The sequence below is a fragment of the Oryzisolibacter propanilivorax genome (assembly GCF_900103645.1).
GTDB classification, from domain to species: Bacteria; Pseudomonadota; Gammaproteobacteria; order Burkholderiales; family Burkholderiaceae_C; genus Melaminivora; species Melaminivora propanilivorax.
Genome location: NZ_FNHP01000001.1, coordinates 177,977 through 197,332, shown reverse-complemented (window position 1 = coordinate 197,332; position 19,356 = coordinate 177,977). Strand labels below are relative to the sequence as shown.

Below are 19,356 nucleotides of genomic sequence, written 5' to 3'. Positions count from 1 at the left end.
TTTCAATAGCCTAAAGCCGTTCATACATAAGGGCTAGAGGCACATTTGGCTAAAAAATAGGCCCTGCGGACAGATGCGGCACGGTTCATGCCCGCGCCGCGCCCGTGTACTGCCCCTGCGCCAGCTGGGCCGTCAGGCGGTAGCCGGCGCCACGCACCGTCTCGACCATGGCGGCGGCGTCGCCCAGCGCCTCGCGCAGCCGCTTGATGTGCACGTCCACGGTGCGTTCCTCGATGAACACATGGTCGCCCCACACGTGGTCCAGCAGCTGGGCGCGGCTGTGCACGCGCTCGGCATGCGTCATCAGGTAGTGCAGCAGGCGGAATTCGGTCGGCCCCAGCTTCAGTGGCTGCCCCTGCCAGGCGACGCGGTGCGTGGCCGCGTCCAGCGCCAGGGCGCCGATGATCACGTTCTCGCCCGACTGCAGCGGCGCGCGCCGGCGCAGCACGGCGCGCATGCGCGCCAGCAGCTCCTGGGTGGAGAACGGCTTGGTCACGTAATCGTCGGCGCCGGCATCCAGCCCGGCGATCTTGTCGGGCTCGTCGCCGCGTGCGGTCAGCATCACCAGCGGCACGCCGCGCGTGCGCGCGTCGGCGCGCCAGCGCCGCGCCAGCTGCAGGCCGCTGGCGCCGGGCAGCATCCAGTCCAGCAGGATCAGGTCGGGCAGCACGGCGTCGATCTCGCGCTGCGCCGCTTCGCCGTCCTCGGCCCAGACCGGCACGAAGCCGTTGTGCCGCAGGTTCACGGCGATCAGCTCGGCGATGGCCGGCTCGTCCTCGACGATCAGCACGCGGGGCAGTTTCTTCATGGTGAATAAAAGGGGGTCAGGCCAGCGCGGACTCGATCTCATGCAGCGCCCGGTGGCGCACGTCGCGGCCCTCGACCAAGTAGATGATCAGTTCGGCGACGTTCTTGGAGTGGTCGCCGATGCGCTCGATGGCCTTGGCCAGGAACAGCAGGTCCAGGCTGGGCGAGATCTTGCGCGGGTCTTCCATCATGTAGGTGACCAGCTTGCGCACGAAGCCGTCGAACTCGCGGTCGATCAGGTCGTCCTCCTTCAGGATGGCCAGCGCCGCGCGCGTGTCCAGCCGCGCGAAGGCGTCCAGCGCCTTGCGCAGCAGGCTCGACGCCAAGTCGGCGGCCAGACGCAGGTCGCCCGTGGGTAGCGCCCGGGCGGCGCCGCTGTCGATGATGGAGCGGCACATGCGCGCCATGCGCGTGGCCTCGTCGCCCATGCGCTCCAGGTTGGCCGTGGCCTTGGAGAACGCCATCAGCAGGCGCAGGTCGCGCGCCGTGGGCTGGCGCCGGGCGATGATGGTCGTCAGCTCGTGGTCGATCTGCACTTCCAAGGCATTCACGCGCTGCTCGATCTGCTCGACCTCGGCGGCCGCGCTCTCGCTGAACTGCGCCAGCGCGGTGATGGCGGCACGGATCTGCGCCTCGACCAGCCCGCCCAGCTCCATCACCCGCGCCGAGACCTGGTTCAGCTCGCTGTCGAATTGCGAGGAAAGATGTTTTTCCGTCATCCGAACCTTCCTGTGATGTAGTCCTCGGTTTCGCGGCGCTGGGGCTTGAAGAACATGGCCTCGGTCTCACCGAACTCGACCAGCTCGCCCAGGTACATGTAGGCCGTCCAGTCGCTCACGCGCGCGGCCTGCTGCATGTTGTGGGTGACGATGACCACCGTGTAGTCCTTCTTCAGCTCGGCGATCAACTCCTCGATCTTGGCGGTGGAGATCGGGTCCAGCGCCGAGCACGGCTCGTCCAGCAGCAGCACCTCGGGCAGCACGGCGATGCCGCGCGCAATGCACAGGCGCTGCTGCTGCCCGCCCGACAGGCCGGCGCCGCTGTGGCGCAGCTTGTCCTTGACCTCGCTCCACAGCGCGGCCTTGCGCAGCGCCCATTCCACGCGCTCGTCCATGTCGGCGGCCGACAGCCGCTCGAACAGCTTCACGCCGAAGGCGATGTTGTCGTAGATGGACATCGGGAACGGCGTGGGCTTCTGGAACACCATGCCGACCCGCGCGCGCAAAAGCGCCACGTCGCGCCGCGCGTCCAGCAGGTCCTCGCCGTCCAGCAGGATCTGGCCGCTGGCGCGCTGCTCCGGGTACAACTCGAACATGCGGTTGAAGGTGCGCAGCAGCGTGGACTTGCCGCAGCCCGAAGGGCCGATAAAGGCCGTGACCTGCTTGTCCGGGATGTCCAGGCAGATGTTCTTGAGCGCGTGGAAGCGCCCGTAGTGGAAGTTCAGGTCGCGCACCGCCAGCTTCGCGGGCGCCACGGCAATCGGGGAAGGCATGACGGCAGGTCTTTCGCAAAAAAACGAGGGGCCGGGCGCTAGCGCTGGCGGGCCAGCAGGCGCGCCAGGATGTTCAGCCCCAGCACGGCGGCGGTGATCAACAGCACCGCGGCCCAGGCCAGCTGCTGCCAGTTCTCGTACGGGCTCATGGCGAACTTGAAGATGGTCACCGGCAGGCTGGCCATGGGCTTGGACAGGTCGGCGTTCCAGAACTGGTTGTTCAGCGCAGTGAACAGGAGCGGCGCCGTCTCGCCGGAAATCCGTGCCACGGCCAACAGCACGCCGGTGACGACGCCGGCGCGCGCCGCGCGCAGGGTGACCAGGGTGATCACCTTCCACTTGGGCGCGCCCAGGGCATAGGCGGCCTCGCGCAGGCTGGCCGGCACCAGCGCCAGCATGTTCTCGCTGGTGCGGATGACCACCGGGATGACGATCAACGCCAGCGCCAGCGCCCCGGCCCAGCCGGAAAAGCTCTTGAAGCGCGCCACCACCACCGCATAGACGAACAGCCCAATGACGATGCTCGGCGCGGACAGCAGGATGTCGTTGACGAAGCGCGTCACCGGCGCCAGCCAGCCGCGGCGGCCGTACTCGGCCAGGTAGACGCCGGCCAGCACGCCCACCGGCGTGCCGACACAAGTGGCCAGCAGCACCATCATGAGCGAGCCCCACAGCGCATTCGCCAGGCCGCCGACTTCATTGGGCGGCGGCGTGGACTGGGTGAACAGCGCCAGCGACAGCCCGCCCAGCCCCAGGCGCAGCGTCTCCCACAGGATCCACACCAGCCAGAACACGCCAAAGGCCATGGCCGCCAGCGCCAGCGCCAGCGCCACGCGGTTCACGCGCCGGCGCGCGGCGTGGCGCGCCTGGCGCGTGCGTTGCAGCTCGGCGCGGTCGATCAGCTTCTGCGATGTGCTCATGCGCGCAGCCCCTCGCCTTTTTGCAGGCGCGACAGCAGCACCTTGGACAGCGCCAGCACCACGAAGGTGATGAAGAACAGCACCAGCCCCAGGTAGATCAGCGAGGCCTGGTGCAGGCCCTCGCCGGCCTCGGCGAACTCGTTGGCCAGCGCAGAGGTGATGCTGTTGGCCGCCTCGAACACCGAGGGCGACTGCAGCTGGTTCATGTTGCCGATGACGAAGGTGACGGCCATGGTCTCGCCCAGCGCGCGCCCCAGCCCGAGCATGATGCCGCCGAGCACGCCGGTGCGCGTATGCGGCAGCACCACGCGCCAGACCACCTCCCAGGTGGTCGCGCCCAGGCCGTAGGCCGATTCCTTGAGCAGCGCTGGCGTCACCTCGAACACGTCGCGCATGACCGAGGCGATGAACGGGATGATCATGATCGCCAGAATGATGCCCGCCGGCAGGATGCCGATGCCCACCGGCGGTCCGGACACCAGCGCGCCCAATCTCGGCACGCCGTGCAGGAGCGCCTGCAGCGGCTGCTGCACCCAGGTGGCGAGGATCGGGCCGAAGACCATCAGCCCCCACATGCCATAGACGATGGACGGCACCGCCGCCAGCAACTCGATGGCCGTGCCCAGCGGGCGCTTGAGCCAGGGCGGCGACAGCTCGGTCAGGAACAGCGCGATGCCGAAGCTCACCGGCACCGCCACCGCCAGCGCGATGGCCGAGGTGGCCAGCGTGCCGTAGATCATCACCAGCCCGCCGTACTCGTCCTGCACCGGGTCCCAGGCGCTGCGCACCAGGAACGACAGGCCGTAGCGCTCGATGGCCGGCCAGGCGCCGATGACCAGCGACACCAGGATAGCCACCAGCAGCGCCAGGGTCAGGAAGGCGGCGCCGCGCGCCAGCGCGGCGAACAGCCAGTCAGCCAGCGCGGCGCGCGCCGGCGCCGGGCGGACCGGTGCCGGCGTGCTGCCGGCGTGCTGCGCGAGAAGCGGCGTGGCGGGGGCGGAAAAGGTCGTGGACACGAAAAGCCTCGGGGTCGTGCGGATGCCGCCGCGGCCCGGGCTGCGCCCAGGGCCGCGGCGGGCTGGATTATTTCAGCGCGACCGGCTGGCCCGCGCCGTCCTGGATGGCGCTCCAAGACTGCACGATCACGCGCTTGACGCTGTCCGGCATGGGCACGTAGTCCAGCTCGCCGGCGGTGGCGTCGCCCTGCCGGTAGGCCCAGTCGAAAAACTTCAGCGCGGTGCTGGCCTGCGCCGGCTTGTCCTGGCGCTTGTGCATCAGGATGAAGGTGGCCGAGGTGATGGGCCAGGCATCCTCTCCAGGCTGGTTGGTCAGGATCTGGTGAAAGCTCTTGTTCCACTCGGCGCCGGCCGCGGCGGCCTTGAAGGTGGCCTCACTGGGCGAGACGAAACGCCCGGCGCTGTTTTGCAGCTGCGCGTAGGTCAGCTTGTTTTGCTTGACGTAGGCGTATTCGACGTAGCCGATGGAGTTGGCCAGCCGCGCCACGAAGGCCGCCACGCCCTCGTTGCCCTTGCCGCCCGTGCCCAGCGGCCAGTTCACCGCCGTGCCCTCACCCACCTGGGACTTCCACTCGGCGTTCACCTGCGACAGGTAGTGCGTGAAGCCGAAGGTGGTGCCCGAGCCATCGGCGCGGCGCACCGGGGCGATGGCGGCGGCGGGCAGCGTCAAGCCCGGGTTCAGCGCGCGGATGGCAGCGTCGTCCCAGCGGGTGATCTTGCCCAGGTAAATGTCGCCCAGCACCTGCCCGTTGAGCTTGAGCTGGCCCGGCTGCAGGCCCTGAATGTTGACCACCGGCACGATGCCGCCGATCACGGTGGGAAACTGCACCAAACCCTTCTTCTCCAGCTCCTCGTCCTTGAGCGGCGCATCGGAGGCGCCGAAGTCCACGGTCTTGGCTTCGATCTGGCGCAGCCCGGCGCCAGAGCCGACCGACTGGTAGTTGATTTTCACGCCCGTGGCCTTGTGGTAGTCGGCCGCCCACTTGGCGTACAGCGGCGCGGGGAAGCTGGCGCCGGCGCCGGTGGCCTCCTGCTGCGCCAGCACCGGGGTAAGGGCCATCGCCAGCACGCCGGCCAGCAGCACACGATTTGCGGACAGTTGCATGAAATCCTCTGGGTTGCGAATGGGATGCAGCGCACTGTAGGCAGGTTGCGTGACAGTCATGTGACACACCCCGCACCAGGCGAACTTCTGGTGTTTTTGGCGTAAAGCCCTTGTTCTACAAGGGCCTGTAGCTATAGTTTTGATGAATGCCCTGCATGCGCCGGTGCGTTGCCCATGACGCCGGGCAGCGGCGCAAATGCGACAGCTGGCCGCTGGCACAAAAATACACATCTGGCTACAATTGCCGGTTTTGGCGGCGCCCTGCCGCCGGCGAGGCTCAAACCCCCATGTACCTCCTGCCTGAGGCCCCGGCGACCGAGTCGTCGGGGCAGGCGTCCGCTGCCACCCTGCAACGAACGCTGCGCGAACAGCAGACCCTGCTGGACAGCGCAGGCGTGGGTATCGTCTTCATTCGCAACCGCCGCGTGGTGCGCTGCAACCAGCGTCACGCCGAGATTTTCGATCTGCCCTCGGCAGAGTCCGCGATAGGCTCGCGCAGCGAGGTGCTGCACCCCAGCCGCGAAGCATTCCGTGCCCTGGGCCGCGCTGCCTACCCGGCGCTGGCGCGCGGCGACACCTTCCGCGTCGAGCGCCAGCTGCGCCGCAGCAACGGCCAGCTGTTCTGGGCGCACTTGGCGGGACGCCTGATCAACCCGAACGATCCAGGCGAAGGCTCCATCTGGACGGTGGACGATATCGACGAGCACAAGCAAGCGCAGGTCAGGCTATCCACCGCGCTGCGCGAAAAGCAAATGCTGTTCGACACCGCCATGGTCGGGCTGGTGGTGCTGCGCGAGCGCCACATGGCGCGCTGCAACCGGCACTTCGAGCGCCTGCTGGGCTACGCGCCCGGCGAGTTGGCGGGCAAGTCCTCGCGCATCTGGTACTTGTGCGACGCCGACTGGGAGCAGGCGCGCGAGCGCTGCTACGGCCCGATCCTGCGCGGCGAGGATTTCGAGGGCCAGATGACGCTGCGCGCCAAGGACGGCAGCGCCGTGGCGTGCGAGGTGCGCAGCCGCGCCGTGGACCCGCACGACCTGTCGCAGGGCACGATGTGGACGGTGCTGGACATCAGCGAGCGCCTGCGCGTGCAGGCACAGCTGGCGCAGATGCACGGCGCGCTGGAGCAGCAGGTGCGCGAGCGCACCCAGGAGCTGCGCGAGACGGTGGCCGACCTGCACCGCGAGATCGCCCAGCGCCAGCAGGACCAGGAGCGCATCCACTGGCTGGCACACTACGACACCCTCACCGGCCTGCCCAACCGCCTGCTGCTGGCCGAGCGCGGCCAGGAAGCCGTGCGCCGCGCGCGTGAAGCCGGCACGCCGCTGTCGGTAATGTTCCTGGACCTGGACAACTTCAAGCACGTCAACGACTCGCTGGGCCATCGTGCCGGCGATGCGCTGCTGCAGGAGATCGCCCAGCGCCTGCGCCAGACGGTGCGCGAGCGCGACACCGTGGCGCGCCTGGGCGGTGACGAGTTCGTGCTGCTGCTGCCCGGCGCCAACGCCGAAGGCGCGGCGCGCGTGGCCGACAAGATGCAGCAGGCCGCGCGCCAGCCGGTGCAGCTGGACGGCCACGAGCTGTGCCTGTCGCCGTCCATGGGCATTGCGCTGTTCCCCGAGCATGGCGAGGATTTCGAGGCGCTGATCCAGGCCGCCGACACGGCCATGTACCACGCCAAGTCCGATGGCCGCAACAGCTTCCGCTTCTTCAGCCCGACCATGCAGGCGCAGTCCAGCCGCGCGCTGCAGCTGACCAACGCCCTGCGCCGCGCGCTGGAGCGTGAGCAATTCACGCTGCACTACCAGCCGCAGTTCGACCTGGCCACCGGCGTGGTGTGCGGCGCGGAAGCCTTGCTGCGCTGGCAGCACCCGGAGCTGGGCGCCATCAGCCCGGCCGAATTCATCCCGGTGGCCGAGGACAGCGGGCAGATCGTGGCCATCGGCGACTGGGTGCTGCGCAACGCGCTGGCCCAGCTGGCGCGCTGGCGCGCCCAGGGCCTGACGCAACTGACCCTGGCGGTGAACCTGTCGGCGGTGCAGTTCCGCCACCCGCCGCTGGCCGAGCTGATCGAGCGCCTGCTGGCCGAGCACCAGCTGCCTGCCGACCGCCTGGAGCTGGAGCTGACCGAGAACGTTGCCGTGGCCGACGCACGCGCCGCGGCGCAAATCATGGACCGCATGCATGGCCAGGGCGTACGCTTGGCGGTGGACGACTTCGGCACCGGCTACTCGTCGCTCAGCCAGCTCAAGCGCTTCCAGATCTTTCGCCTGAAGATCGACCAGTCCTTCGTGCGCGACCTGGACCACGACGGCAACGACCGGGCCATTGTCAGCGCCATCGTGCGCATGGCCCAGGCGCTGGGCATGCGCACCACCGCCGAGGGCGTGGAAACCGCCGAACAGCTGGCCTATCTGCGCGAGCAGGGCTGCGACGAGGCCCAGGGCTACCACTTCGCGCGCCCGATGCCGGCGCAGGATTTCGAGCGCTTCGTGCGCCAGCGCGCAGCGGCCTGAAGGCGTTCACATCGGCCGCGGCGATCAGCGTGCAGCACAGGCAACGCCGCTGCCTGCAGAAGCAGGAACAACAAAAAACCCCGCCATCGAAAAGATGGCGGGGTTTTCTTGCTTTATTTGGGGTGGCTGATGGGGCTCGAACCCACGACAACAGGAATCACAATCCTGGACTCTACCAACTGAGCTACAGCCACCGTAGCCTCGCATTATAGCTTCATAAAACCCCAGTTCCGGGCACGCTTCGTCAATTCTCTGCTTCGGGTTGCGCGGTCGGGCGCGGCGCCTTGATTTGCACCTTCAGCCGCTGCTTGAGCAGCTCGTAGTAGGCCATGGCCTCGGCGGTGGACCACAGCTGCGCGTACTGCTGCCGCTCGGCCTGCTGCCGGTCCGCCTGCAGCGCCTCGCGCGGCACCACGCGGTTGACCTTGACCACGGCATAGCCGTCGCTGCCCAAGTCCACGCCGTTCCAGCCCGGTAGCGCATCCAGGCTGGCATGCAGGGTGGCGTCGACGATGGCGCGCGGCTGGCCTTGCGGCTGGTCGCGCGAGACCACCACCGGCGGGGTCAGGCCGTTGGCGGCGTCCGGCTGGGCCTTCCAGGCGGCCAGTTTCGCCATGCCCTCCTCGCGCGCCAATTCAGCCGACTTGTCGGCCAGGTACAGGGTGCGCGCGCGGCCCTGGGCTTGCTCCAGGGGCAGCGTCATGGCGGGCTGATAGGCGGTGATGCGGCCGGCCACCAGGGTGCTGGGGGCGATCTCCACGGCCTCGGTGTTGCGCTTGGACTGCACGGATTCGGGCTGGAACAGCGCCTCCAGGAAACGCGGGCTGGCCAGTGCGCCAGTGGCGCCGGGTGCCGGCTGGCGCGTGACGCCGGATGCAGTGTGTACCTGCAGCTTGAGCTTCTCGGCCACTGGCGCCAGGCTGTCGGCCTGCTCGTAGACGGCGTTGGCGAAGGTCTCGGCCACTTCGGCGAACTTGCGCTGCGCCTGCTGCTTCTTCAGGTCTGCCTCCAGCGTCAGACGCAGTTCCTCGAAGCTGGGCTCGCGCGGCTTCTTGATGTCGGTCAGCTGGATGATGTGGAAGCCGAAGTCCGACTCCACCACATCGCTGATGTCGCCCTTGTGCATGGCGAACACCGCGTCCTCGAACGGCTTGACCATGGCGCCGCGGCCGAAAAAGCCCAGGTCGCCGCCCGACGGAGCGGAGCCCGGGTCCTGCGACTCCTTCCTTGCCACTTCGGCAAAGCTGGCAGGCGCCTTGCGCACCTGCTCGAGCAATTCCTGCGCGCGGGCGCGGGCCTTCTCGCGGTCGGCGGCCGGCGCGTCCTTGGGGGCGTTGATCAGGATATGGCTGGCGCGGCGCTCTTCCTTGCCGGCCAGGCGCGACAGGTTTTCCTTGTAGTAGGTGCGCAGATCGTCCTCGCTCAGCGTGATGCCGGCCTTCACGGCGTCCAGATCGAGCACAACGTACTCCACCGTGGCCTGCTCCGCCTGCTGGAACTGCGCCGGATGGGCCTGGTAGTAGGCCTGCACCTCGGCATCGGTCACCTTCACCTTGCCGGCGAAATCGGCCGCCTTGAAGCGCGCCACCTGGATTTCGCGGCGCTGCAGCAGTGCATCGAAAGCCAGGGCGGCTTCGGCCGGAGTGGCGATGGATGAGGCCACCACACTGCCGAGCACGTTGCCCACGGCGATGTCCTGGCGCATGCGCGCTTCAAAACCCTCGGGCGACAGCCCCTGCGCGCCCACCAGTGCCCGGTAGGCCTCGGTGTCCAGCGACCCGTCAGCACGTTTCAGTGCAGCGATCTGCGGGATGGACTGCAGTTCGCGCGCCAGGCGCGCGTCACTGGTCATCAGGTGCATCTTGCCGGCTGCGGCCACCAGCACGCGGTCGCGCACCAGGCGCTCCAGCGTCGCATAGCGGGCCTGGGGCGAGTCGAACAGCTTGGCGTCCACGCCCGGCGACTGCGCGCGGATGCGGTCACTCTCCATGCGATGGGCGTTGTCCCACTCGTCCTGGGTGATGTCCTTGCCATCCACGCGCGCCACCACCGGGCTGCCGCCAGAAAAGTAGTTCGCATCGATGCCCACCAGGACAAAGGACGGAATGATCAGCAGGAACAGCACAAGCATCACCACCTTGGAATGCTTGCGGATGGATTCGAACATGGTCGGTCAGGCTTTCAACTACGGCAGGAGCGGCAAAAGAAAAGGCGAACTCTCGTTCGCCTTCGCTCCATTGAATGAGACAGTGGGTGCTGAAGGGTCGGAACCGCCGACCCACGCCGTATAAGGGATTTAAAAACAAGAATTAAATCAACCGCTTACATGACGTGCCAACAGGCACCACCCGCACGTGCAGGCAAAGTGCAAATCTTACTTCATGCACCTGGGAGCGATGGCAAAACCTCTGGCCGGGCGTGCAGGCGGCCCATGGCCGGCTTTGCTCCAGGCGGCGTGGGCATGCGGGCCTAGGACAGCTGCGTCAGCAGGTGATGCCAGAACCGTGTGCGCGTGGCGAGGGTGGAGATCAGGACATGCTCGTGCCAGGTGTGCGCGCCGTCGCCGTCGGCACCCAGGGCGTCCAGGGATGGCACGCCAAGCGCCGATGTGAAATTGGCGTCGCTGGCGCCACCGGTGGGGGGCGCTTCCTCCAGTTCGAACCCGGCTGCACGCGCCGACACCTGGACCCGTTCGAGCAGGGCCACCACCTTGTCGTCGCGCACCATGGGCGGGCGGTTGACGTCCACCTCCATCTTCAGCTGCACGCCCTCGCCCACCGGCTGCAAGGCCTGCATTTTCTGCACGATCTCGTCGGCCGAAACCATGTCGGAAAAGCGGAAGTCCACATGGCAGCGGCACAACGCCGGCACGGTGTTGCTGGTGGTGCCGCCCTCGATGGTGCCCACGCTCACCGTGATGCCCCGGGGATAGTCGGTCATGGCTTCCAGCGCCAGCACCTGGTGCGCCATCTCGCGGATGGCGCTGCGCCCTTTTTCATGTGCCAGGCCGGCGTGGGAAGCCACACCTTGCACCTGCAGCTGCAGCGTGCCGGTGCCCTTGCGCGCGGTGACGCAGCGTCCGCCATTGGCCCGTGCCGGCTCTGCGACCAGGCAGTAACGCGCATTTCGGGCGTAGGCCTCGATGGACGCACGCGAGGCATGGCTGCCGACCTCTTCGTCGGGCACCACCAGCATATCCACCGGCAGCGGTGTGTCGCCGGGCCTGGCGCATGCGCGCAAGGCTGTGAGCGCCAGGTAGACGCCGGCCTTCATGTCGTAGCCACCCGGCCCGTAGAGCCGGTCTCCCTCGACACGCACCGGGTTGACATCCAGCGTGCCGATGGGGTGGACAGTGTCCAGGTGCCCCAGGATCAGCAATCCCGGCCGCGTATCGCCCGGCGCGCGGTTGGTGAACACCAGCAGCGGCAACTCGGGCGCCTCGGCCGTCGCACGCACCGGGTCCAGGCGCGCCTGCAGACCGCCTGCTGCGCCATGGGCGCGCATCAACTCTGCCATGCGCCACAGCGCCTGCGGATCATGCGAGGGCGATTCGCAGGCCATCCATTCCGAAATGCCAGCCACCAGCTGCTCGGTCGTCACGTTCATGTCATCTTCCCAGTTCAAGCGATCTGGCGTCCGCCCAGGCGGCCCAGCTCATCGGCCGAAGGCAGGCCGCCTTCGAACCACCAATGTGCGCAAATGGCGCTCATGGCCTCCCCGTCGTGCCCGATACCTGGCACGCTGTGCAGTTGCCATGCCAAGGGCATGCCCAGCCGTGCCGCCTGCTGGCGGGCACACTTCAGGTAATGCAGGGCGCGGGCATGGCGGTGCGGGCCCTGGCGCAGTGCCGCCGGTTCGGCCGGCAGGTGAGGGTCGCCCGTGTCGGTGTCGCACTCCCCGGCGAAAATTACCAGCGGCGTGGCCAGCAGGCGCGCCAGCGCTGCTGGCGCCAGGCCCACGCCTGCCAGCCCTTCCGGAAAGGCCAGCGCATCGTCGGCCAGCGTGTACCAGCCGGGATTGGCGGTGACGACGCCCGCCAGGCCCTGCACCCCCAGCAGGCTGGTCAGCCGGTGCACGAACTGCCCGCCCGCCGAATGGCCGAAGAGGTATACCGGTTGATCGTGCAGCACCTGCTCCAGCCGCAGTTGCTCCACCAGCGCCGGGATGGCCCGATAAGCCCAGCTGGCCGGCGCAGCCAGCTGGCCATCGCCCTGCCACACCCCGCCGTTGTTGTAGCTTTCCACTCCCGGCCAGTGCTCGTCGGAAAACGTCGTGGCGATGACCTGCAAGCCATGGCGATCGGCCGCGTCGATCCAGAAGTCGCGGTAGTCGTCGCCGTTGCGCAGCACACCATGCTGCACCAGCACCAAGGGTGCATGCGCGCCCGCAAGGTCGGCCGGGCGATAGCAATGCAGCGTCAGCGGCCGGCCGGCAAAGGCCCACGGCAGGGCGAAACGCCCGCTGCAGTGACCAAAGGAAGACAGGGAGGGATCCATCATTCGTCGAGCAGGTGGCAGGCCGCGTGGTGGCCCGGTGCGATCTCGCGCAGCTGCGGTTCTTCGCGCTTGCAGCGCTCCATGGCGTGCGGGCAGCGCGGATGGAAGGTGCAGCCTGGGGGGGGGTTGAGCGGCGAGGGAATCTCGCCTTGGATGGGCGTGAAGACACGCTTTCTGCGCGTGACGTCCGGCACCTCCGCCAGCAGGGCCTGGGTATAGGGATGCTGCGGGTGCGCGAACACCTGTGCGGTGGGCGCGATCTCGACGATCTTGCCCAGGTACATGATGGCCACGCGGTCCGAGATGTGGCGCACCACCCCCAGGTCATGGCTGATGAACAGGTAGGTGAGCTGGCGCTGCGCGCGCAGCTCCATGAAGAGGTTGATAACCTGCGCCTGGATGGACACATCCAACGCCGCCACGGGCTCGTCGCAGACCAAAAACTCGGGCGCCACCATCAGCGCGCGCGCGATGCCGATGCGCTGGCGCTGCCCCCCGGAAATCTGGTGCGGCAGGCGCTGGCGGTACTCGGCGGACAGGCCGACCTCCGCCAGGGCCGCGTCGACGCGCGCGTCGAGCTGTGCAGCAGGCGCAAGCCGGTGCACGGCGAGGGGCTCAGCCAGGATCTGACGCAGCCGCTGGCGCGGATTGAGCGACGCCTGGGGGTCCTGGAACACCATCTGCACGCCCAGCACGTAGTCGCGCCTGGCCCTGCCGGAAAGCCCGGCCACGTCCTGGCCTTGATAGAGCAGCTCGCCACTGCTGGCCCCGTGCAGCCCGGCGACGACGCGCCCCAGGGTGGACTTGCCGCAGCCGGACTCTCCCACCAGGCCCACCACCTCGCCGCGGGCGATGGCCAAGCTGACGCCATTGACCGCGTGGACCGTGCGTTCGCGCGCAGGTTTGCCGGTGACCGCGCCCATGGCCTTCTCCAGCGCGCCGGGCCGGCTGGTGAAGCGCTTGTAGACTGCGCGCAACTCGATCACCGGCGCGTCGGCGCCCTTATTCGCGCGCGTCACGGCGTGTCTCCTGAAGGGGGTGAAAACACCGGAACATGCGCCCCGGCACCTGGGTCGGCGCAGGCTGCTCGGTGACGCAGCGCTGGCTGGCACGCGCGCAGCGCGGCGCGAAGGCGCAGCCCGGAACCCGCGCCGACAGGCTGGGCGCCATGCCGTTGATCTGCGCCAGGCGCTCGCCCGGCTGCGTGCGGCTGGGCAGCGACGACAGCAGCCCTTGCGTGTACGGGTGCCGCGGTGCATCCAGCACATCGGCCACCGCGCCCTGCTCGACGATGCGTCCGGCATACATCACGGCGACGCGGTCGGCGAGCTCGGCGATCACGCCCAGGTCATGCGTGATCCAGATCAGTGCCGTGCCCTGGTCGGCACAAATGCGCTGCATGCGGTACAGGATCTGCCCCTGGATGGTCACATCCAGCGCCGTCGTCGGTTCATCGCAGATGATCAGCTCCGGCCGGTTGAGCATGGCGATGGCAATCGCCACGCGCTGGCGCATGCCGCCGGAGAACTCGTGCGGGTAGCTGCGCAGCCGCTTTTCCGGGGCCGGAATGCCGACCATCTCCAGCGCCTCGACGCAGCGCTGGCGGGCCTGCGGACGGCCAAGCTTCTGGTGCTGCTCGATGGCTTCGAGCATCTGTTCCTCGATGCGCAACACCGGGTTGAGCGTCATGAGGGGGTCCTGGAAGATCATCGCGATGCGGTTGCCACGCAATTGCCGCAGGGCTTCGGGCGCCATGCGCCGCAGGTCTTGGCCCTGCAGCAGCACCTCGCCGGCGATGACCTCTCCGGGCGGATCGATCATGCCGAAGAGGGAAAAGCCGGTCACCGACTTGCCCGAGCCGGACTCGCCGACCAGGCCGAGGATCTCGCCCGGCGCCAGGCGGATGTCCACCTCGCTCACGGCGGGCCAGGCGCCCTCCTCGGTGTGGAACACCGTCGACAGGCCGCGCACATCCAGCAGTGGTGCGTCGCTCATGATTTCCTCGGGTCCAGGGCGTCGCGCAGGCGGTCGCCGATGAGGTTGATGGACAGGATCAGCGCCACCAGGGCCAGCCCGGGGAACATGCTGATCCAGTAGTCGCCCGACAGCAGGTACTGGAAGCCGTTGGCGATCAGCAAACCCAGCGAAGGCTCGGTGATCGGCACGCCCACGCCCAGGAAGGACAAAGTCGCCTCCAGCGCGATGGCGTTGGCGATCTGGATGGTGGCGAACACCAGCACCGGGCCCATGCAGTTGGGCAGCAGGTGCCGGGTCATGATGCGCCAGGTGGAGTAGCCCAGGTTGCGAGCCGCCTCGACATATTCCTTCTTGCGCTCTTGGAGGGCCCGGCCGCGCATGATGCGGGCATAGTGTGCCCACTGCACCGCCACGATGGCGATGACCACCTTGTCCACCCCGCGCCCGAGGATGGCCAGCAGCACCAGCGCGATAAGGATGGTCGGGAACCCAAGGATGAAATCCACCAGCCGCATCAGCAGCGTGTCGACGATGCCGCCCAGGTAGGCCGCCACCAGCCCGACCAGCGCGCCGATGGCGGCGGCGATGGCAACCGCCGACAGCCCCACGGACAGGCTGATGCGCAGACCATAGAGGATGGCGCTGAGCATGTCGCGACCCTGGTCATCGGTGCCCAGCCAGTAGTGCATCCCGGCTGCGGCCTGCGCGCCGGGCGCGAGGCGACCATCCATCAGGTCCAGCGCGCCCAGGTCATAGGGATTCTGTGGCGCCAGCAAAGGCGCCAGCAATACCGCCGCCAGCAGCAGCACCAGCGCGATCACGGCGCCGCGCACCGACGGCTTGCTGCGCAGCTGGCGCAGCATCTCGGCGCGGCACGGCGTATCGGCCAGCGGCGCGGCGCGGGGCATTTCCGTGGCCGGCGAAGTTGGAGTGGGCGTGGCGCTCATGCCGAAGCCTCCTGCAGTTGCACGCGCGGGTCCAGCACCGCGTAGAGCAGGTCAACCAGCAGGTTGACCATGACGAAGATGAAGGTCACCAGCATCACGTAGGCGACGATCACCGGCCGGTCCAGCTTGTAGATGCTGTCGATGAGCAGCTTGCCCATGCCCGGCCAGGCGAACACCGTCTCGGTGATCGTGGAAAACGCCAGCAGTTGGCCGAACTCCAGACCGATGACGGTGACCACCGGAATCAGGATGTTGCGCAGGATGTGGCGCGTGAGGATGCGCCGTTCGGACACCCCCTTGGCACGCGCAAAGCGCACATACTCTTGCGTCTTGGCCTCCATCACGCCGGTGGCCGTCAGGCGCAGCACCAGGGCGATGTTGGCCAGCGCGAGGTTGACCGCGGGCAGCAGCACATGCGCCCAGCCATCGCGCGTGAACAGCGAGAACGGTATCCCGAATACCTCCACCGTCTCGCCGCGCCCGGCCGCCGGCAGCCAGTGCAGCCAGACCGCGAACAGCAGGATCAGCATCATTCCCTGCCAGAAATTGGGCAGAGAAAATCCGAGCACCGAGCCCCCCATCAGCGACCGCCCCAGCGCCCGGTCGTGGTACAGCCCGGCCACCAAGCCGAGCGAAATGCCCAGCAAGCAGGTCAGACCAATGGCCACCAGCACCAGCTCAAACGTCGCCGGAATGCGCTGCACAATCAGTTCGATGGCCGGGATGCCATGCACGAACGAGGTGCCGAGGTCTCCGTGCAGGGCGCGCACGGCGAAGCCGGCGTACTGCTGCCACAGCGGCAGATCCAGTCCCAGGCGGGCGATCATCTGCTGGCGATCGGCCTCGGTGGCCTCGGCGCTCACCAGCAGTTCGATCGGGTCGCCCACGGCATACACCGCGACGAACACCACCAGCGACACCGCCAGCAGCACGAAGAAACTTTGCACCAGGCGGCGCAGCACGTAGACCACCATCACGGCCCCTCAAAAAAGAGGCGCGCCGCTGCCATCGCTGGCGGCGGCGCGCCGATGCGCCAGCCTTACTTGGCCGGCTTGACCGAAGCCGCGAGGGTGTACTGGTCGCGGCGGCCTTCGTAGGTCAGCCCCTTCTTGAAGGCCCAGATGCTGCTTTCGAAGTGCAGCGGGATCAGCGGCACATTGTCCAGGGCGATCTTCGTGGCGCGCTCCAGTTCGGAGCGGCGCTTGGCCTCGTCCATGGTGATGGCGGCCGGGATGTAGACCTTGTCGAACTCCGGGCTGACAAAGCCGCCGTAGTTGCTGGTGCCCTGGCCCTTGGGCGCATCAGTGGAGGCGACCCACAGCTGGAAAAGCCCGGAGGCCTCACCGTTTTCCGACGGCCAGCCGCCCATGGCAAAGCTGAACTCACGCTTGGCGCGCTTGGGGAAGTAGATTGAGGCCGTCATGGCATCGACCTTGGTCTTGATGCCGATGCGCGACAGGTACTGCGCCACGGCCTGGGTCACCTGGGCGTCGTTGATGTAGCGGTCGTTCGTCGAGGACAGCGTCAGCTCGAAGCCGTTGGCATAGCCGGCCTCGGCCAGCAGCTTCTTCGCGCCTTCCGGGTCGAACTTGATCTCGGGCGCATGCGCCAGGCCGCCGAACATGCCATCGGGCATGTATTGGTAGGCCACCGTGGCCATGCCGTCCATCAGCCGCTCGACGATCGCCTTGCGGTCGATCGCCATGTTGATGGCGCGGCGCACGCGCAGGTCCTGCAGCGGGTTCTTGCCATCCGCCGCCTTGGAGAACGGGGAGTTTTCCCGGCCGATATCGGGCTGGAAGAAGACCAGGCGCGTGGACGGCGTGGCCACGTAAGACAGCTTGGGATCCTGCTTGACACGCGCCAGGTCGCGCGCGGCCGGGTTCTCGATCAGGTCATAGTCGCCCGAGAGCAGGCCGGTCAGGCGCGGGCCGGCGGCGGGCACCGGCACCATCTTGACGGTCTTCCAGTGCGGCTTGTCGCCCCAGTAGCCCTCGTTACGCTCCAGCGTGATGCCGGTGCCCTTGACATAGCTCTTGAGCACGAACGGCCCGGTGCCGATGGCCATCTTGCCGCTGTTGAAGTCGGCCACCGAAGGCCAGGGCCCCTTGTAGCCGCAGCCCTCCTTGGGCGCGAACTTCCAGCCATCGAAGGCGACGATGGAACTGGAGATGATAGGCAGGTTGCGCGCGAACTCGGCAGGGATCAGCGGTATCGGCGTGGCCGTCTTCACGATCACCGTGTAGGGGTCCGGCGTCTGCACATCGGTCAGGCGCTTGGTGGTGTCCATATAGGACTGCGAGACGTTGGTCTCGTTGTTCAGCGTGCGGCAGATGGTGAACAGCACGTCCTTGGATGTGAACGGTGCGCCGTTGGAGAACTTCACGTCCTTGCGCAGCTTGAACTCCCACGTCAGATCGTCGAGGTTCTTCCAGGAAGTGGCCAGCGCCGGCACCAGTTCCATCTTGGCCGTGCGGCCGACCAGCGAGTCGTACACGTGAGCCGTGAAGGAGTCGTTGGTGGTCATCTTGTGATAGTGCGGGTCCGCGGCCGTAGGCTCCGACGCCAGCCCTATCGTCAGCTGCTGCGCATGTGCGGCACCCAGTGCACCTGCCATGCCCAGCACCAGCGCTCCCTGTTTCCAAACCACGTGCATCGTCTTCATCTCCTTGAATGTGACAACCATCCGCGGCCATGACGGCGGATGGGGATCGGACGATTCTGGCATGGCACGACATACACCGGCCTTAGTGGAAACCGAGTAAGGACCGGCCGCTTGCCGTGGCAGGAATCCGCTGCGGCACCAGCTCCTCGCAGCCACGGGTGCGGCCCCTGCGCCTTGCCGTACAGCGCCGTCAGCCAAAGAAAAAGGGCCTGGAATTGCTCCAGGCCCTTGATTTGCTTGGGGAAAGGGGTGGTGGGTGCTGACGGGCTCGAACCGCCGACCTACGCCTTGTAAGGGCGCCGCTCTACCAACTGAGCTAAGCACCCCCTTTCACATCATGTGTTCAGTTCAAGGCATCCTTCAAAGCCTTGCCGGGCCGGAACTTCGGCACCTTGGCGGCCTTGATTTTAATGGTGTCACCGGTACGCGGATTGCGGCCGGTGCGGGCCGCGCGCTTGCCGACGGCGAAAGTGCCAAAGCCCACCAGCGATACCGTGCCGCCCTTCTTCAGCGTCTTCTTGACCGCATCGATCGTGGACTCCAGCGCGCGTGTGGCAGCGGCCTTGGAGATGTCGGCATTGTTGGCGATGTGCTCGATCAATTCGGTCTTGTTCACAGAAAAAGCTCCCGCATGGACGGTGAATGGATGTGGCCGGAAGGACTGCAGGAGACAAATCTGCCTGCGTGCCTCGACCACATGCACAAGCGGCAAATTCTAGACGCAATTGTCGGGCTTGCCGGGCTCGAGCGGCGGGTGTCTCGCAAACGCTGCTTCGGGTTGAAACGGGATTGACGCGCCACGCACTCCGCGCAAGCCGGAACACCTGCGCGGGCCGCCGGCTTCAGCGTGCCACGCGGGCACGGATTTCCGGCAACGCCTTTTGCAGGTAATACGCCATGGACCAGACGGTGAGCACCGCCGCCAGCCAGATCAGCCAGATGCCCCACACGCCGGTGTCGATGCCCGCCACGCGCCCGTCGTACAACAGGAACGGGATGGCCACCATCTGCACCGTGGTCTTGAGCTTGCCCAGCATGTGCACGGCCACGCTGCGGCTGGCGCCGATCTGTGCCATCCACTCGCGCAGCGCGCTGATGGCGATCTCGCGGCCGATGATGATCAGCCCGACGAACACGTCGGCGCGCTGCAGGTGCACCAGCACCAGCAGCGACGCGCAGACCAGGAACTTGTCGGCCACCGGGTCGAGGAAGGCGCCAAAGGCCGAGGTCTGGTTCAGCTTGCGCGCCAGGAAGCCGTCCAGCCAGTCGGTGGCGGCGAACACGATGAACATCACCGTGGCGATCAGGTTGCGCGTCTCGGGCGCCAGCGGCAGGTAGAACACCCCGACGATCAGCGGGATCGCGACGATGCGCGTCCAGGTCATGACGGTGGGGATGGTGAGAAACATGGGGCG

At 67.5% G+C, this 19,356-nt stretch carries 17 protein-coding genes and 2 tRNA genes; 1 reads left to right on the top strand and 18 read right to left on the bottom strand.

Going from position 1 to position 19,356, the window contains the following annotated elements; genetic code table 11:
- Positions 1 to 85: 85 nt before the first annotated feature.
- From phoB to pstS, 6 genes are all read right to left on the bottom strand, one after another.
- The gene (gene phoB, locus BLQ61_RS00875) at positions 86 to 808 is read right to left on the bottom strand and encodes a phosphate regulon transcriptional regulator PhoB (protein ID WP_091565523.1); all 723 of its coding nucleotides are present in this window, start codon (positions 806 to 808) and stop codon (positions 86 to 88) included.
- A 16-nt stretch (positions 809 to 824) separates the two neighbouring features.
- Positions 825 to 1,526 (bottom strand): phosphate signaling complex protein PhoU, encoded by a 702-nt coding sequence (gene phoU / locus BLQ61_RS00870; RefSeq protein WP_091565520.1) that lies wholly within the window; start codon positions 1,524 to 1,526, stop codon positions 825 to 827.
- Positions 1,523 to 2,299: a phosphate ABC transporter ATP-binding protein PstB gene (gene pstB / locus BLQ61_RS00865; RefSeq protein ID WP_091565518.1), complete on the bottom strand. Its 777-nt coding sequence runs from the start codon at positions 2,297 to 2,299 to the stop codon at positions 1,523 to 1,525. Before pstB ends, phoU begins: the two co-directional genes overlap by 4 nt.
- Positions 2,300 to 2,337: 38 nt before the next feature.
- A complete protein-coding gene (gene pstA / locus BLQ61_RS00860; RefSeq protein ID WP_091565515.1) occupies positions 2,338 to 3,219 on the bottom strand; it encodes a phosphate ABC transporter permease PstA in 882 nt (293 codons plus the stop codon).
- Positions 3,216 to 4,139 (bottom strand): phosphate ABC transporter permease subunit PstC, encoded by a 924-nt coding sequence (pstC, locus tag BLQ61_RS00855; protein WP_091566426.1) that lies wholly within the window; start codon positions 4,137 to 4,139, stop codon positions 3,216 to 3,218. The genes pstA and pstC overlap by 4 nt, the downstream gene beginning before the upstream one ends.
- A 163-nt stretch (positions 4,140 to 4,302) precedes the next feature.
- Positions 4,303 to 5,340 carry a phosphate ABC transporter substrate-binding protein PstS gene (pstS, locus tag BLQ61_RS00850; RefSeq protein ID WP_091565512.1) on the bottom strand — a complete coding sequence of 346 codons (1,038 nt, stop codon included), beginning with the start codon at positions 5,338 to 5,340 and terminating at the stop codon, positions 4,303 to 4,305.
- 287 nt (positions 5,341 to 5,627) lie between these two features.
- On the opposite strand from pstS, the gene BLQ61_RS00845 reads away from it, so the two are divergent.
- Positions 5,628 to 7,856: a putative bifunctional diguanylate cyclase/phosphodiesterase gene (locus tag BLQ61_RS00845; RefSeq protein WP_091565509.1), complete on the top strand. Its 2,229-nt coding sequence runs from the start codon at positions 5,628 to 5,630 to the stop codon at positions 7,854 to 7,856.
- 118 nt (positions 7,857 to 7,974) lie between these two features.
- Here the strand turns inward: BLQ61_RS00845 and BLQ61_RS00840 are convergent.
- The 12 genes from BLQ61_RS00840 to pgsA form a co-directional block, all read right to left on the bottom strand.
- Positions 7,975 to 8,050 (bottom strand) — tRNA-His (locus BLQ61_RS00840).
- A 50-nt stretch (positions 8,051 to 8,100) separates the two neighbouring features.
- A complete protein-coding gene (locus BLQ61_RS00835) occupies positions 8,101 to 10,023 on the bottom strand; it encodes a SurA N-terminal domain-containing protein (RefSeq protein WP_091565506.1) in 1,923 nt (640 codons plus the stop codon).
- Positions 10,024 to 10,325: 302 nt separating this feature from the next.
- Positions 10,326 to 11,462 carry a M20 family metallopeptidase gene (locus BLQ61_RS00830; RefSeq protein WP_091565503.1) on the bottom strand — a complete coding sequence of 379 codons (1,137 nt, stop codon included), beginning with the start codon at positions 11,460 to 11,462 and terminating at the stop codon, positions 10,326 to 10,328.
- A gap of 14 nt (positions 11,463 to 11,476) precedes the next feature.
- The gene (locus BLQ61_RS00825; RefSeq protein ID WP_245703752.1) at positions 11,477 to 12,352 is read right to left on the bottom strand and encodes an alpha/beta hydrolase family protein; all 876 of its coding nucleotides are present in this window, start codon (positions 12,350 to 12,352) and stop codon (positions 11,477 to 11,479) included.
- A complete protein-coding gene (locus BLQ61_RS00820; RefSeq protein WP_245703751.1) occupies positions 12,352 to 13,371 on the bottom strand; it encodes an ABC transporter ATP-binding protein in 1,020 nt (339 codons plus the stop codon). The genes BLQ61_RS00825 and BLQ61_RS00820 overlap by 1 nt, the downstream gene beginning before the upstream one ends.
- Complete coding sequence (locus BLQ61_RS17495; RefSeq protein WP_091565498.1) at positions 13,355 to 14,347, bottom strand: ABC transporter ATP-binding protein; 993 nt, start codon at positions 14,345 to 14,347, stop codon at positions 13,355 to 13,357. Before BLQ61_RS17495 ends, BLQ61_RS00820 begins: the two co-directional genes overlap by 17 nt.
- The gene (locus tag BLQ61_RS00810) at positions 14,344 to 15,276 is read right to left on the bottom strand and encodes an ABC transporter permease (RefSeq protein ID WP_245703750.1); all 933 of its coding nucleotides are present in this window, start codon (positions 15,274 to 15,276) and stop codon (positions 14,344 to 14,346) included. The genes BLQ61_RS17495 and BLQ61_RS00810 overlap by 4 nt, the downstream gene beginning before the upstream one ends.
- On the bottom strand, positions 15,273 to 16,250 hold the full coding sequence (locus tag BLQ61_RS00805; RefSeq protein ID WP_091565494.1) for an ABC transporter permease: 978 nt from the start codon (positions 16,248 to 16,250) through the stop codon (positions 15,273 to 15,275). The genes BLQ61_RS00810 and BLQ61_RS00805 overlap by 4 nt, the downstream gene beginning before the upstream one ends.
- Before the next feature lie 65 nt (positions 16,251 to 16,315).
- Positions 16,316 to 17,932: an ABC transporter substrate-binding protein gene (locus tag BLQ61_RS00800; RefSeq protein WP_425415592.1), complete on the bottom strand. Its 1,617-nt coding sequence runs from the start codon at positions 17,930 to 17,932 to the stop codon at positions 16,316 to 16,318.
- A gap of 259 nt (positions 17,933 to 18,191) precedes the next feature.
- Positions 18,192 to 18,267 (bottom strand) — tRNA-Val (locus BLQ61_RS00795).
- Between the two features lie 17 nt (positions 18,268 to 18,284).
- The gene (locus BLQ61_RS00790; RefSeq protein ID WP_091565488.1) at positions 18,285 to 18,557 is read right to left on the bottom strand and encodes an HU family DNA-binding protein; all 273 of its coding nucleotides are present in this window, start codon (positions 18,555 to 18,557) and stop codon (positions 18,285 to 18,287) included.
- Between the two features lie 226 nt (positions 18,558 to 18,783).
- Positions 18,784 to 19,350: a CDP-diacylglycerol--glycerol-3-phosphate 3-phosphatidyltransferase gene (gene pgsA, locus BLQ61_RS00785; protein WP_091565486.1), complete on the bottom strand. Its 567-nt coding sequence runs from the start codon at positions 19,348 to 19,350 to the stop codon at positions 18,784 to 18,786.
- Between the last annotated feature and the right edge of the window lie 6 nt (positions 19,351 to 19,356).

Bases quoted from the DNA above. Each gene is read 5' to 3' on its own strand.
- phoB (WP_091565523.1), bottom strand. From the start codon at position 808: ATGAAGAAACTGCCCCGCGTGCTGATCGTCGAGGACGAGCCGGCCATC.
- phoU (WP_091565520.1), bottom strand. From the start codon at position 1,526: ATGACGGAAAAACATCTTTCCTCGCAATTCGACAGCGAGCTGAACCAG.
- pstB (WP_091565518.1), bottom strand. From the start codon at position 2,299: ATGCCTTCCCCGATTGCCGTGGCGCCCGCGAAGCTGGCGGTGCGCGAC.
- pstA (WP_091565515.1), bottom strand. From the start codon at position 3,219: ATGAGCACATCGCAGAAGCTGATCGACCGCGCCGAGCTGCAACGCACG.
- pstS (WP_091565512.1), bottom strand. From the start codon at position 5,340: ATGCAACTGTCCGCAAATCGTGTGCTGCTGGCCGGCGTGCTGGCGATG.
- BLQ61_RS00845 (WP_091565509.1), top strand. From the start codon at position 5,628: ATGTACCTCCTGCCTGAGGCCCCGGCGACCGAGTCGTCGGGGCAGGCG.
- BLQ61_RS00835 (WP_091565506.1), bottom strand. From the start codon at position 10,023: ATGTTCGAATCCATCCGCAAGCATTCCAAGGTGGTGATGCTTGTGCTG.
- BLQ61_RS00830 (WP_091565503.1), bottom strand. From the start codon at position 11,462: ATGAACGTGACGACCGAGCAGCTGGTGGCTGGCATTTCGGAATGGATG.
- BLQ61_RS00825 (WP_245703752.1), bottom strand. From the start codon at position 12,352: ATGGATCCCTCCCTGTCTTCCTTTGGTCACTGCAGCGGGCGTTTCGCC.
- BLQ61_RS17495 (WP_091565498.1), bottom strand. From the start codon at position 14,347: ATGAGCGACGCACCACTGCTGGATGTGCGCGGCCTGTCGACGGTGTTC.
- BLQ61_RS00810 (WP_245703750.1), bottom strand. From the start codon at position 15,276: ATGAGCGCCACGCCCACTCCAACTTCGCCGGCCACGGAAATGCCCCGC.
- BLQ61_RS00805 (WP_091565494.1), bottom strand. From the start codon at position 16,250: ATGGTGGTCTACGTGCTGCGCCGCCTGGTGCAAAGTTTCTTCGTGCTG.
- BLQ61_RS00800 (WP_425415592.1), bottom strand. From the start codon at position 17,932: ATGCACGTGGTTTGGAAACAGGGAGCGCTGGTGCTGGGCATGGCAGGT.
- pgsA (WP_091565486.1), bottom strand. From the start codon at position 19,350: ATGTTTCTCACCATCCCCACCGTCATGACCTGGACGCGCATCGTCGCG.